The following is a 13,779-nucleotide window of genomic DNA, read 5'->3' as shown; positions in this document are numbered from 1 at the left end:
TCAATCCGAGTCCGTCCTTGGCAGAGCAGTTCGCATTTCTTGCCGCATAATTGGCCTCGGACCAGGCCTCTTTGCGCTTCCAGTCAGCCGTTGCAACACAACCAAAGGCGAAAGCCATTTGCGATATCATTGGGCTCGGAAAGCACGAAATCACCGTCAGCATCGGTGCCTCGTCCCACTTACCGGGGCAGGACATTGAGACGCTCCTGATCCGTGCCGATGAGAATTTGTACATGGCAAAAGCCAAGGGGCGCGACACGCTGATCAACGGCGAGCATGACCTCGCGGCGGCCTGAACAGTCCATCTCTCGAATGGAGAGCCAGAAACTCCCGCTGGAGGTAGGAGATCGGTAGCTCGATGATCGTCGTCGACACCGCCGACTGGGGAAGATTTCTCCCTGCATCGCGGCTGCTGTAATAGGGCGTCACCCTTCGGCAACTCATCCGAATGTATTGATTAACTAGCTAGCTGTTCCGCGCAAACGTCCCGAACGCAGCCGCGCAGCCAGCGATGCGCTGGATCGGCATCCGGCCGCGGGTGCCAAAGCAATGAAACAGCTACCTCCCGCGAGGCTACCGGAAGGGGAAAACTATGCATCCCAGCGCAGAGGGTTCCGGTGTGACAATCGGGAACACTGGCTTATTGTGGGCACGATGTTGTTTGCTCTGACGCTTGGCTCCTATGCGCTTTGCCACCGAGTTTGATTGGTGCTACGATTCTCTCACATCGGACTGCGCTCAGTCGTTACAAGCGTCCTCATCTGCCTTGGCGGCGGCGGTCTTATCACCCTGCTGCTGGGCCTCCACATCCTGCTGTGATGTGGCCAGATTCTGGTCGCCGCCCCCCTCCTCAGTTGCAAGCGGCATGGTGTTACCGTCTTTTTTGACGGCATTACTTGCGTCGTTTTCCGCTTTCGGTTTCTCGAGAGGGGCGTGGGTGCCGTCTTTCGAAATACCGGCTGTCTGCTCATTGCCGCTGTTTGATGCCGACTTATCAGGGCAGGCAGCAAATGCGGTCCCGGCGGTTATGGAAATCGCGGCTGCAACTATCAATAAGCGCTTTTTCATCTAACTCGTCCTTCTGTTGGAGTGCCCAATGAACAGAACAGGAGCGCGCGTCCTTTTGTTCCGGCTGTCGAGTCGAAAACTAGGTCAGAGTTGGTATCCGCCTGCGCCGCCTTCCGGCGGCAAGGAGCGCCAAGGAAACGCCGCCAACGATACCGGCCATGGCAATTACTAGCCGGGAACTCAGAGGCTCGCCGATAAAGACTACTCCTCCTGCAGCTGCAATCGCAGGTACGGTCAATTGTACGACCGCTGCTGTAGTGCGCGTCAGACTGGGCAGTACGCCATACCAGATAATGTAGCCGAAGCCGGAAGCTACCGCGCCCGAGGCGACCGCATAGGCAAGCCCGTAGATATTCGGTCGAAAGAAAACGAAGCCGGCAAGTATTAGAACAGCGCCGATTGGCGTGCATCGGATGAAGTTTCCGGCCGTGTCTGCCAAGGGCGATACCGATCCTCTTCCCACAAGAGAGTAAGCACCCCACGATAGACCTGCGATCGCCATCAGCATTGCCCCGCCCAGTGGCGGCGCGGTCAGTCCGGGTGAGACCAGGAATATGAGCGCTATAAACGCTATGCCCATACCGAGCCATTCCAGTAGCGCTGGTCGGTCGCCTTTCACGATCGCCCATGCGACCATGCCGATCTGGACACTGGCAAATAGGATGAGGGCTCCAGGTCCGGCCCCCACCATGACGTATGCAATCGAGAACGTTACCGCGTAGACTAGGAGAGACGCGGCGCTCCACCAATTTCCCATCTTTGTAAGGGTTGGCCGACCCGTTGGACCTGATCGGAAAAAGACGATCATTGCAAGCACAGTCGCCCCCGAAACAAGCCTGATGCCGGAAAAGGCGAGTGGGTCGATATCGCTGTCGGAAAGAGCAAGCCTAGCCAAGATGGAGTTGGCCGCAAAGGCCAACATTGCGACGCCGGTCAGAAATGACGTTCTCATTGCCGAAGGTAATCACCATCCGCCATGCCGAGCAAGCCACCAGTCCACCGCCCATCAGGCACAGGCGCAGCGCCGGACCCGCTTGCCAGAGAATGGAATGTCGATGGCAACTATCACTACTTTGGCAGAAGTGAACGAGGCGGTTTGAGGAGGAGGTAGCGGCAGGGTTTTGTTGCAACCGTTGACTGGAAACGTAAAGAGGCCGGCCTCGATGCCAATTATGCGGCAAGAATTGCGAATTGCTCAGCCAAGGATGGATTCGGATTGAAGGCGTATCTCGCCTGTCGTTTGCGCATCATGTGGACCATCTCGATGCCGGACAGGATAATCACGGCTGATGCCTGTGATTTGAACCCAAGCATTGGTCGGACGCGGCGCTTGATGCGCCGATGGTCCTGCTCGATCCGGTTATTCAGGTACTTACTCTTGCGGATTTCGATCGGCTTCAGCCGGCGCCGAGAGCGATCCTGCAAGCGATTTGTGGCGTCACAGGAAACGATAGCCTCGTGGTTGGTTTGGCTGCCGTCGATGACAACGCGGTCAGGTCGGCCATGGCGTGCCAACGCCTTTCTAAAGAACCGCTTGGCCGACGGTAGGTCACGCTGCTCGCTGAACCAGAATTCGACCGTGTCGCCGACACTGTCGATGGCGCGGTATAGGTACATCCACTGGCCGCGGACCTTGATGTAAGTCTCGTCGATATGCCATCTGCCGGTCACGTTCCGCTTCCGTCGGTTGAAACGCTCCAGCAGTTCCGGTGCGTAGCGGACGGTCCAACGGTGAATCGTCGTGTGATCGACGGAAATGCCCCGCTCGGCCATCATCTCTTCCAGATCACGCAGGCTCAGACTGTAGACCAGGTACCAGCGCACGCAAAGCAGGATTACTGAGTGGTCGAACTGGCGGCCCTTGAACATTTGATTCTCCAAAATGTCAGAGGCTCTCCTTGCCACAGTGCCCGTATTCAAAACGTTGCAACACAACCGACAAGGAAGCTGCACTCAAGCAGGTCAAAGTCATTAAAGCTGGAATCCTCGCCGAGGATAAGAAGCAGCGCAATAAGGCCGCGAAGGTGACCAAGCAGCAGATGCCTTATCCATACGTTGGACATGCGCTGGGCGAGCCTTGGCTGCAGGCGGCCATCCATGGCGCGATACATCTTGGCCCCGACGAGGCCTCGACCCTGCGAACGCTCCCGAAAGGGCGTGATCCGGGCTCCTATCGCTCACCGGATGTAATGTCAGCTTGCGGCGACACCGCTTATGCGGCCAACCGCCTAACCACCAAATCGCGACTCCGGCAGACCTTTCACGCCCAAGCCTTTGATTGCAAACAGGCTGCCGCGCAGCACGCCATCTCCCGGAAAACGCGGCAAAGGTGGCTTGGCCATCGAGGTGACATAGAGGATGTCGAGGTCCGGCCCGCCGAACATGACACTGGTGACCTTCTTCACCGGCATCTCGATAATGCGCTCGGCGCTGCCGTCTGGGCGGTAGCGTACGATCTTGCCGTCATAGACCAACGCATTCCACAAGCATCCTTCGGCATCGACCGTCGAGCCGTCAGCGGCACCGCCGCCCGACATGTCCACTTTGGTAAAGGTGCGCCGGTTGGATACTTCGCCGGTTTCTTGATCGTAGTCGTAGGCCCAGATTTCTCCTGTCCAGGTGTCGGTGAAATAGAAGATGTTACCGTCGGGGCTCCAGCATGGTCCGTTCGAAACGATGATGCCGGTGTCGAGCGTGTGGACCGATAGGTCCGGGTCCACACGGTAAAGCGCGCCATTTGGGCCGCTTTCCATCGTATCCATGGAGCCGGCGACGAAGCGGCCGCGTTTGTCGACCTTGCCGTCGTTGAGGCGATTATCCGCCTTGCCTGGCTCCGGGTCATGGATCAGTTCGACGTCGCCTGTCTTGAAGTCGAGCAGGTGAAAGCCACGCTGCAGCGCCACGATCGCGCCGGTTCCGTCCTTGCGCACCGCCATCGAGCCGATCTTCATAGGCACGTCCCAGGCGCGAATCTCGCGCCCGTCATGGGTCGAGCGGAAGACCCGCCCGTCAAAGGAATCAATCCAGTAGAGCCGCTGCTGCTCCACATCCCATAGCGGGCCTTCGCCAAGGGTGGTCTTGACGTCCGCGACGATCTCGATATTCATAGCAACTCCTCTCTGAAAATTACGCGTCAACCGCGAAAACGCCGTTCTTCAATGCCGCGCACGCCGAGCCCATGCACCGCGAAGACGAAACCGGCTTCGCGCTCCCGGTGATGGGCATTGTTGTGGGGGCGCGCCATCGACGTGATATAGGCGATGTCGAGATCCGGGCCGCCGAAGGTGACGCTCGTGGTCGAATTCACCGGCAGGCCCACGATGCGGTCGATGACACCGTTAGGATCAAAGCGGATCAGCCGACCCGAATACACTTCCGCGCTCCAGACATAGCCTTCCTCATCCACCGTGGCCCCATCCGGATAGCCGCGCAGGCCCTCGAATGTCGTAAAGACGCGCCTGGACCGTACCGATCCCGTCGCCGGATCGTAGGCATAGGCGTAGATGGTCTTCTTGAAGCTGTCGGCGAAATAGAGCGTGCGGCCGTCCGGACTGAAGCAGGGCCCGTTAGAGCAGATGATGCCGGTGTCCAGCACATGCAGCGACAGATCGGGATCAAGCCTGAACAGCTTGCCTACAGGCTCGCTTTCCTGAAAGTCCATGGAGCCGGCGATGAAGCGCCCCTGTCGGTCGACCTTGCCGTCATTGAGACGTGGACGCAGTCCGCCGGGTTGGGTCTCGATGATACGCTCGGCGGCGCCCGTGACGAAATCGAAGCTATAGAACCCGTCGCGCAACGCCAACACGGCACCGCCCCTCTCCCGCAAGGCCATCGAGCCGATCGGCTCCGGCAGCGACCAATGCTTGCGGTCACGGCCGGCGGCATCGCTGGAATGGATCATCGGGCGATAGGAATCGATCCAGTAAAGCCGCTGCTCCTTCACATCCCAAAGCGGGCCTTCGCCGAGTTGGTCGGGGTTGTCGCTCAAGACCTCTATGCGCAGCATATGTATCCTCCCGTCAGCCTCTTCAGAAAGCCACCTGGTCGCCGCCCTTCAGTTCAAGGATTGCGCGCGCTTCATCGGGCGTAGCGACCTCCAGACCCAGTCCTTCGATGATCTTTCGCGCCAGGATAACCTGTTCAGCATTCGATTTCGCCAGCTTGCCCTTGCCTGCCCAGAGACTGTCTTCCAGCCCGACGCGAATGTTGCCGCCAAGTGCTGCCGACTGCGCGGCGATGCGCAACTGGCTCGCTCCAGCGCCCAGAACCGACCAGCGGAAACTGTCGCCAAACAGCCGGTCGGCCGTTCGCTTCATGTGCGCGACATCTTCGGGGTGCGTGCCGATACCGCCGAGCAAGCCAAACACGGACTGTACGAAGAAGGGTGGTTTCACCAGGCCGCGCTCCGCGAAATGCGCCAGATTGTAGAGATGGGCAATGTCGTAGCATTCGAACTCGAAGCGCGTGCCGTTGTCGTAGCAGGTCGAGAGAATATACTCGATGTCCTTGAACGAGTTGCGAAAGACGAGATCGCGCGTGGCTTCCAGATGTGGCTTTTCCCAATCGAACTTGAAGGTCTCATATTTGTCGGCGAGATGGTAGAGCCCGAAATTAATCGACCCCATGTTGAGCGAAGCGACCTCCGGCTTGAACTTGGCCGCTGGCCGAACACGCTCTTCGACCTTCATGTAGGGGCTGCCGCCGGTGGTGATGTTGATGGCGGCGTTGGTGCCCTGCTTCACGCGCGGCAGGAAACGCGCGAAGGCTTCCGGTGTCTGGTCCGGTTTGCCGGTTTCCGGATCGCGGGCATGCAGGTGGAGAATGGCCGCCCCAGCCTCGGCCGCCGCGATCGCCTCGGCGGCGATCTGGTCTGGGGTGATCGGCAGATAGGGCGACATGGTCGGCGTATGGATCGCTCCCGTTACCGCACAGGTGATGATTACCTTGTTCTTCACGGTCGAACCGCTGGATTTGCGCGTGGTGACATTCATTTGCCGAATTCCTTTTCGGATTTCTTCTTGTGCGCTGCGAGCGCCATGAGGTGCCGGTCGCGCCATACTTGCCGCTCCACCAGTCTTTCCTTTGGCAATGCCTTTCGCCGGTCGGCTTCCACGGTTTCCAAAACCGCGCCGGACCAGTCGACGCGGTGCAGCATCTGCGGAAAGATATTGGAGTAGATCGACTGATAGCGTTCGACATAGTCGCGCACGCCACCCGGTGCATTGAGGTCGATCGTTTCGAACGGCCCCATGAAGGACCAGCGTAGCGCCAAGCCTTCGCGGATACCGATATCGACGTCCTCGACACTGGCATAGCCGCCGTCCACCAACCGGAAAGCCTCTTCCAGAAGCGCGCCCTGCATGCGGTTCATGATGAAGCCGTCCAGTTCCCGCTTCATCACCAGCGGCGCGTGGCCGGCGGCAACGAGGAAAGCCCGCGTCTTATCCACGGTCTCGACTGTCGTCCACGGCGCCGGCACCACTTCCGCGGCAGGAACCAGATAGGGCGGGTTGATGGGATGGACGACGATGCAGCGGTGACGGCCAGCCAGATGCTCGGTAAAGGTCGAAGGTAGCAGCGCCGAGGTTGAACTTGCAATCACAGCATCGGGACCGGCCAGCGCATCGATCCGGGAGAACACCGAGCGCTTGATATCGCGGTCCTCCGGCGTGTTTTCCTGCACATGGACAGCCCCCGACAGGGCGTCGCCGAGCTCCGGAACCACGGTGATGCGTGTCAGCACCGCTGCCGGTGTCTGGCCGCGCAGGAGATCGTTTGCGGCAAGGTCGGCGAGCACGCCGGCGATGTAATCATGAGCCCCCTTGGTCGCCTCTGGCGACTGGTCCCACAGCCGCACCTCATGTCCTGCACGGGCGAAGCTGATGGCCCAGGCCCGTCCAATGAACCCGCTCCCGACGATGGTGACTGCCGACATTTCTACCTCCTCACAAAGTCTCGACGTTGCCATCCACACCGAGCGACTGGCCGGAAACGTTGATCCCGGCATCGGAGAGCAGGAAGGCGACCATTGAAGCGACATCGTAGGGGCTGGTCATGCGCCGCAGCGAAATGTTCTGGAGATAGCGGCCGGTCATCTCTTCTTGGCTGACACCGACCTGTTTGGCGCGGGCAATGATGACGCTTTCGATGCGCGGCCCTTCGATAATGCCGGGCAGAATGGCATTGACGCGGATGGCATGCGGGCCAAGTTCCTTGGCAAGGCTCTGGGTGAAGCCGATGACGCCGAACTTCGCCGCTGAGTAGGGTGTGCGAAACGCATAGCCGTATCTGCCGGCAGCCGATGACATGGAAACGATCGAACCGCCGCCGGCAGCCTTGAGCAACGGCACGGCGCGGCGCGCGCACAGGAACTGGCCCGTCAGGCCGACGTCGAGGCAGCGCCGCCATTCGGCCGGGTCGATCTCCTCGACGCTCCCCGTCGGGCCGGCGATGCCGGCATTATTGATGAGCGCGTCGAGGCCGCCAAGCTTCGCCTTTACCGTCTCGAACAGCCGGTCCACGTCCGCCTCGATGGAAACATCGGCTTTTACCGCACCTTCCAGATCCAGCTTTCGTCCGGCCGCGTCGAGCGCGTCCTGCGCAATGTCGCAAATGACGGTGCGGGCCCCGAGATGCGACAGCGTGTCGGCAATGGCAAAGCCGATGCCGCCGGCTCCTGCCGTCACCACCACGCGCTGACCCTTCAGCCCTCGCAGAAATTCGTCAGCAGAGTGCGGTGCGCTTGAGCTCATGGTTCCGTTCCTTTCATTGCACGTGACGTTCGCGCAGCGCCATGACCGCGCCCAGAACGACCAGACCGTAGAGGATCGCCCGCGTCGCGTAGGGCAGCATGGTGCCGGCCAGCAGCATCTGCAGGGCGGTGAGCAGAAGCACACCTCCGAGCATTCCAAGATAGTGACCACGCCCGCCGGTAATCAGCGCACCGCCGACCACGACAACCGCGATGGACGGCAGCAGATAATCGTCGCCCATTCCAAGGCTTGCCTGACCGGAAAAACCGGTAAGCATGATGCCGACCATCGCCGCGCACAGGGCCGACAGCATGTAGACTAGGACCAGTGTCTTCTCGACCGCGACCCCCGAGAGCTGCGCGGCGCGGATGCTGTTGCCGATGCCGTAGACACGGCGGCCGAACGCGGTGCGCCCAAGCAGCAGGACGGCGACGGCGACGAAAGCGACCATGAAGGGGATGACCGGGGTCACTCCTGCTACCTTGCCAGTCATGAACCAGCGCAGCATCGGCGAGGAAAAGCCGGCCGGCGTTCCCTGCGAATAGAGAAGCGCGAAGCCCTGCAGGATTCCGTTCATGGCAAGCGTCATCACGATCGGAGAGATTCCAAGATAAACAATACCGACGCCGTTGGCGAAACCGATCGCGCAGGCCATTAGCAGTACCGTCGGTAAGGCGTAGGCGAGTGCAACATCCGAGCCGTTGACCATTCCGGCCAGGACGATGCCGGAAATGCCGATCACCCATGGCACGGAAAGGTCGAGCCCCCCGGTGAGGATCACCGCACCCTGCCCCAGCGCGAGCACGGCTAGGAAGGACGACAGAACGAGCAGAGAATTCCAGTAGCCCGGATTGAGGATGGCGCGCCCGAGCCAGATCTGGGTGACGACGACAACGATCACAAGGCAAACATAGGCAGGCAGAGCGTAGCGCAATGTCTCGCTGTGACGGAGATAAAAGGACGGGCGCACCGTTGCACCGGACTTTTCGCCGGCGCCGGCAAACTTCAGGCGCCGGTCGGCGCGGTCGAGTTGCGAAGGCAGCATGCCGGCACGCCAAGCAGCGAGGCGTGAATAGGCAGCGCGAAGCTGCACGGCCAGCACCGAGCCGTAGGAAATGGAACCAGCTAGCACGGCCAGTATCAGAATGGTGCCTTCGGCGATGGTGGAATAATAGGCCGAGACGTTGAGAACTAGCAGAAGGTTCACCACGATCATCAGGATGTAGGAGCCGAACACCGTTCCAACCGGCCCGCCCTGCCCGCCGCCAAGCCGCGTTCCGCCAACGACCACCGCCGCGAACATCGATAGCAGCAGCGGGTTTCCAACCAGGGGATCGCCGCTGCCGGTCTGGGCGCTGATGAAGACTCCGGCAAGGCCGTAGCATCCACCGGCAACGACATAGACCATGAAGCGCACGAGCGTGACGTTGACGCCGACCGCATTGGCCGATTCCGGATCGCTTCCGACCGCGTAAAGCGCGGTACCGAACCGTGTTGCCTTCAGCCAGAACCAGGCCAGCAGCACTACCCCGATGACTACCAGCGGCATCGGGAGCCAACCGGCAATTGCGTCGCCCAGGTAGAAAGAGCCGAGATCGGGCGACACGAAACCGCCAGGCTTGTCCATCACCAGCAGGGTCACGCCCTGCAGGATAAACATGGTGGAAAGCGTCACCACGATGGGCTGCATCCGCAGCACCGCAACGAAGAAGCCATTGAAGGCGCCGACGGCCATACCGACACCGATGCCGACCAGCGTCCACAAGGCGATGCTGGTGCCGGTGGCCATGGGATCCATGTTCGAAGCCAGAACGACATTGACCAGCGAAACGACCGCGCCTGCGGAAAGGTCGAAGCCGCCCGACAGGATGACGATGGTCTGGCCGATGGAAGCAAGCGCGGAAGTCGCGCCGCCACTGGAGAGGAAGGACACGTCGAAATAACTGAGTGGCGCAACGCTGACCCAGTTCACGACGCCAAGCAGAACCGCGAAGACGAAGGCCGCGATGAGCGAGCCTCGATCCCGCGCCAGGTTGCGCTGAATCCTGGCCGAGAACGGCGCCCGCGACAGCGGCGCGGCCGTCATGCCGCCACCTCATCGCCTACAATACCCTGCCCGAGAGCCGGACGCATGATCGCGGCTTCGGAGATACTGTCGCCGTCCAGCTCAACTGCGATGCGACCGTCATAGAGGACGAGGACGCGATCGCACAAATGAACGAGTTCGGGAATTTCGGTCGAGTGCAGCAAGATCGACCCGCCGGCGGCGACATAGGCCCGCATCATCACGTAAAGCTCATGCTTGGTCCCGACATCAATGCCGCGCGTCGGATCGAAGAGGAGCAGGATTCGACTCTGCGCCACCATCCACTTCGCGATGGCGATCTTTTGCTGATTCCCGCCTGAAAACGCGCCCACGCGCGTCCAGAGCGCTCGTCGATCGACCTCGACTGTGGCAAACGCATTTTCAACGGCACTGGTTTCAGCACCGTCATCGATAAGTCCGAAGCGGGAAAACCGCGCCACAACGGGCAAGGAAGCGTTCTGGCGTCCAGAAAGCTTGAGGAACAAGCCTTCCGACTTGCGATCCTCCGGCACCAGTCCGATCGCTATATTGGGACGCAGCGCGTCTGCCGGCGAGCCTATCCGTACCTTGCGGCCATCAACGAGGATGTCCCCGCGCTCGATCTCGGTCATGCCGAAGCAGGCAAGAAACAGGTCCTGCTGGCCCATGCCCTGCAAGCCGGCAACGCCAAGGATTTCGCCCTTGCGCAGATCAAAGGCCACGTTATCCAGCTTCCGCCCCGTCTTGAGCGACCGCACCCCGAGAACCGGAGCACCAAATACATTTTCGCCATTGGGCTTGGACGGGAAAGCCTGCTCGATGGACCGGCCGATGATCTTCTCTATGACTTCGCTGTCCGAGACGCCGGCGACGGGCGAGGTGAGAATGTGCCGGCCGTTGCGCAGGATGGTCATGGTGTCGCAAAAGGCGCGCACCTCGCGCATGCGGTGGGTGATGAAGACGATCGTGGTCCCCTCGTTCTTTAGCCGCTCGACGATACCGCCCAGCCAGTCGACGTCGCGGCCGGCCAGCGTGGAGGTGGGTTCGTCGAGAAGCAGGATGCGCGGCTTGCGGTAGATCGCGCGCGCGATCTCGATCTTTTGCCGGACGGCCAGTTCGAGTGATCCCACTTCCGCGTCCAGATCGACCGAAAAGCCAAGGCCTGCGATATGGCTCTTCACCGCCGCACGAGCCGCGGTCCGACGGATGACGCCGCCAAAGCCGATCGGCGCATAAGGCAGAAGCATGTTGTCGAGTACGGAGATGTCGCGCACCAGCGTCATTTCCTGGAACGCCGTCTGTATGCCGAGCCGGTGGGCCGCGCGTGGCGTGCCCAGAGCCGTGTCCTGGCCGAAGATGCGCAGTTTTCCATCGCTCGGGCGTGCTAGTCCTGACAGCAGTTTAACCAGCGTCGACTTTCCGGCGCCGTTTTCGCCAAGCAGCGCATGCACGCTGCCGGGCACGACGGCGAACGACACGGCGTCCAGCGCGACCGTCGGGCCGAACGCCTTGCGAATGCCGTCGACCTCAACGGCGGGTATCTGCAGGTTGGTTGTCATTTTAGCCGCACGGTCAGGCAATGCGTGGACAGGCGCCACGCATTGCCTTGTGGAAGGAATCAATCTTCGGGTTGGCCGACAAGCGCGGCATTCAAGCCGATCTCGGGCGTCTGATCCGAGAAGATTGACGCAAACCAGCCCGGATTGCTTACGAGTGCCGGCTTGAAGACATTGCAGCCGGCTTTCATCTCCGCCCAGGTTCCCTCTTCGCAGAGCTTGACCGTTTCGTTCGTGACCAGAGGCAGCGGCAGGATGGTCGTTTTCTCAACTTCCTTGCCATCGAGCACATCCACCGCCAACTTGAGCGCCAGAGCGCCCGAATAAGGCGGCGAAGCGTAGGATATGCTCGGATAGCCCATCGGCCGATAGGTGCCGTTGCTGCCTTCGACCTCGGTTCCTGCCGGAAGCATCTGCGTCCGGTGGCCATTTGATCCCTCGCCGGCGCAGGGCTTTTTCTTGTCGTCTGCAATGCCTGCCTCATCCTCCATCGAGGCTGCGGTATAGCAACCGACCTGCATCCACATGCCATCGATTTCGTCCCAGCCTCGCGTGCCAAGTATCTTGGACAGTTCCGTACGCGCCACGGCCTGGCTCCACATACCGACTGCCTCACCGACGATCTTGATGTCGGGATGCTTGGCAAACACTTCCTTGGCGGCTTTGGTGCGCTGGTCGTCGACCGAAGTGCCCGGAACGCCGGTGATGGCGATTACGTTGCCCTTGCCGCCAAGCTTGTCGACGAGCCATTCGGCGGTAGCACGCCCGGCTTCTTCCTGATCCATATGCACGTTGTAGGCGCAAGGTTCCGTGATTTCGGCGTCGTAGGCGAAGATTTTCACGCCCTTGTCGCAGGCGTTCTTGACTACCTGATTGAGTGCAGTCGGCGAGATCGGATAGACGATGATCGCCTGTGCCCCGGCCTGAACCATTGCATTGATTTGCTGGATCTGGCGCTGCGCGTTCGGGCCGGCGACCTGAACCTGAAGGTCGACCTTGTCGGTCAAGCTTTTGTGCGCCGCGATCGCCTTGACCATGTTCGCGGCTTCGGCCTGCCAGTCGTTGCCGATGTAGCTCATGCTCAAGTAGATCTTGTACTTGTCAGCCGCTTGCGCCGTCGTGCCGATCGCAAATGCGCTCGCTACAATTCCGGCCAAAAGGGCGGCCCGCCGGATTCTCGCTCCGTGTTTCATGACTTCTCCTCCCACCTAACACCGGATGTCCTCCAAACCACCCAGGGTGCTTGTCATCCAGCACGATCGAGCCTAACATCATTTGATCAAAGATCAATGAGTAAATCAGCTGAGACTGCTTGACCTGAAGAGACAGAGACTGCATTGCCATCTCGAAGCGCCTTAGGGTCTATTGAGGATCAGGATAGTCGATGATTGCCGCTGACTTCAGGAGCCGGGACCTCGGGGTTCCTCAATTGTCGAAGGAGACTCTGCAGGACCAGGTGTTTCGGCACGTCAGCGAACTGATCCTGGACGGCAGTATCGTTCCAGGCGAAATGGTCACCGTCCAGAGCCTTGCCGATGCCTTCGGGGTAAGTCCCATGCCTGTGCGCGAGGCGCTGCGGCGACTGACAGCGGCCAACGCACTGACTGTCGTGTCGGGTCGCTCCATCGGCATCCCGGCTCTCAGCCGCGCGAGACTAACCGACCTGAGAAACGTTCGTTTCGAAATCGAGGCAATAGCTGCCGGGTGGGCAGCGCAGCGGCGTGACGACGCCGAACTGGCCACGCTGGCCCGCCATCTGGAAGAACTCGAGAGCGCCAATGCCGCCGGCAACGTAAAGGCCTATCTGCGGGCCAACTATGCGTTCCATTTCTCGATCTATCGCGCGACACGGTCCGAGAACCTGCTCAACATCATCGAAAACCTGTGGCTGCAGATCAGTCCCTATTTCAATATGCTGCACGGTTCTGGAAACTACTCCACCGCCAACCAGCGCCATCGGGAAATGTTCTCGGCAATGCGCGACCGCAATGTGGAGTCGATCATGCAAGCTGTTCGAGCCGATATCGACGCCGCTTACGAGGTGCTGATCAAGCGTCTGGATTGAATTCCCGACGACGTATTAAGCTATCCGGGACATCGGCCGGATTGAATTGCGTCGCCTGTTCGAAGATTTTTCCTTCCGGGTGGTTCACGGCGAGGCCATGATCGTTCCCGGATTGATAGCCGCCGGACCGGCGCAATCACTTTCAGATAACGTGGCAATAGCCTTTTCCGGGGCGATGTCACGGTAACGGCTTGTGAGGAGCCATGGCGATAGACGCACATGCATGAACAACTTGCCCATCAGCTACAAGCGCCATCGCTTCCCGCCTCAGAT

14 protein-coding genes and 1 pseudogene are annotated in these 13,779 nt (G+C 60.3%); 2 read left to right on the top strand and 13 right to left on the bottom strand.

Features of this window, described 5'->3' with window-relative positions:
• Positions 1-50: 50 nt before the first annotated feature.
• Positions 51-296, top strand: coding sequence for a diguanylate cyclase domain-containing protein (locus ACX3P0_RS24585; protein ID WP_459092748.1), 246 nt, complete (start codon positions 51-53; stop codon positions 294-296).
• A 161-nt stretch (positions 297-457) separates the two neighbouring features.
• On the opposite strand, the pseudogene ACX3P0_RS24580 reads toward ACX3P0_RS24585, so the two are convergent.
• From ACX3P0_RS24580 to ACX3P0_RS24520, 13 genes and pseudogenes are all read right to left on the bottom strand, one after another.
• Positions 458-640: pseudogene (locus ACX3P0_RS24580) on the bottom strand (LysR family transcriptional regulator); the annotation flags it as partial.
• A gap of 98 nt (positions 641-738) precedes the next feature.
• Positions 739-1,068 carry a hypothetical protein gene (locus tag ACX3P0_RS24575; RefSeq protein WP_459092746.1) on the bottom strand — a complete coding sequence of 110 codons (330 nt, stop codon included), beginning with the start codon at positions 1,066-1,068 and terminating at the stop codon, positions 739-741.
• A gap of 79 nt (positions 1,069-1,147) precedes the next feature.
• Entirely contained in the window at positions 1,148-2,020 is an 873-nt protein-coding gene (locus tag ACX3P0_RS24570; protein ID WP_459092744.1) for a DMT family transporter, read from the bottom strand.
• A gap of 218 nt (positions 2,021-2,238) precedes the next feature.
• Entirely contained in the window at positions 2,239-2,937 is a 699-nt protein-coding gene (locus ACX3P0_RS24565; protein WP_459092742.1) for an IS6 family transposase, read from the bottom strand.
• A gap of 47 nt (positions 2,938-2,984) precedes the next feature.
• The gene (locus tag ACX3P0_RS24560) at positions 2,985-3,167 is read right to left on the bottom strand and encodes a hypothetical protein (protein WP_459092740.1); all 183 of its coding nucleotides are present in this window, start codon (positions 3,165-3,167) and stop codon (positions 2,985-2,987) included.
• Positions 3,168-3,296: 129 nt separating this feature from the next.
• Positions 3,297-4,175 carry an SMP-30/gluconolactonase/LRE family protein gene (locus ACX3P0_RS24555; protein WP_459092738.1) on the bottom strand — a complete coding sequence of 293 codons (879 nt, stop codon included), beginning with the start codon at positions 4,173-4,175 and terminating at the stop codon, positions 3,297-3,299.
• 26 nt (positions 4,176-4,201) lie between these two features.
• Positions 4,202-5,074, bottom strand: coding sequence for an SMP-30/gluconolactonase/LRE family protein (locus tag ACX3P0_RS24550; protein WP_459092736.1), 873 nt, complete (start codon positions 5,072-5,074; stop codon positions 4,202-4,204).
• A gap of 22 nt (positions 5,075-5,096) precedes the next feature.
• The gene (locus ACX3P0_RS24545; protein ID WP_459092734.1) at positions 5,097-6,059 is read right to left on the bottom strand and encodes a beta-keto acid cleavage family enzyme; all 963 of its coding nucleotides are present in this window, start codon (positions 6,057-6,059) and stop codon (positions 5,097-5,099) included.
• Complete coding sequence (locus ACX3P0_RS24540; protein WP_459092732.1) at positions 6,056-7,003, bottom strand: 3-hydroxyacyl-CoA dehydrogenase; 948 nt, start codon at positions 7,001-7,003, stop codon at positions 6,056-6,058. Before ACX3P0_RS24540 ends, ACX3P0_RS24545 begins: the two co-directional genes overlap by 4 nt.
• A 10-nt stretch (positions 7,004-7,013) precedes the next feature.
• Complete coding sequence (locus tag ACX3P0_RS24535; RefSeq protein ID WP_459092730.1) at positions 7,014-7,820, bottom strand: SDR family oxidoreductase; 807 nt, start codon at positions 7,818-7,820, stop codon at positions 7,014-7,016.
• Between the two features lie 13 nt (positions 7,821-7,833).
• Positions 7,834-9,906 carry an ABC transporter permease subunit gene (locus ACX3P0_RS24530; protein WP_459092728.1) on the bottom strand — a complete coding sequence of 691 codons (2,073 nt, stop codon included), beginning with the start codon at positions 9,904-9,906 and terminating at the stop codon, positions 7,834-7,836.
• On the bottom strand, positions 9,903-11,444 hold the full coding sequence (locus tag ACX3P0_RS24525) for a sugar ABC transporter ATP-binding protein (RefSeq protein WP_459092726.1): 1,542 nt from the start codon (positions 11,442-11,444) through the stop codon (positions 9,903-9,905). The genes ACX3P0_RS24530 and ACX3P0_RS24525 overlap by 4 nt, the downstream gene beginning before the upstream one ends.
• Positions 11,445-11,503: 59 nt before the next feature.
• A complete protein-coding gene (locus tag ACX3P0_RS24520) occupies positions 11,504-12,634 on the bottom strand; it encodes a sugar ABC transporter substrate-binding protein (protein WP_459092724.1) in 1,131 nt (376 codons plus the stop codon).
• Positions 12,635-12,870: 236 nt separating this feature from the next.
• On the opposite strand from ACX3P0_RS24520, the gene ACX3P0_RS24515 reads away from it, so the two are divergent.
• Entirely contained in the window at positions 12,871-13,506 is a 636-nt protein-coding gene (locus ACX3P0_RS24515; RefSeq protein WP_459092722.1) for a GntR family transcriptional regulator, read from the top strand.
• The last annotated feature ends 273 nt before the right edge of the window (positions 13,507-13,779 follow it).

Source organism: Mesorhizobium sp. A556, assembly GCF_054489545.1.
Note: the sequence above shows the minus strand (reverse complement) of the source record. Positions and strands in the feature narration are given on the sequence as shown.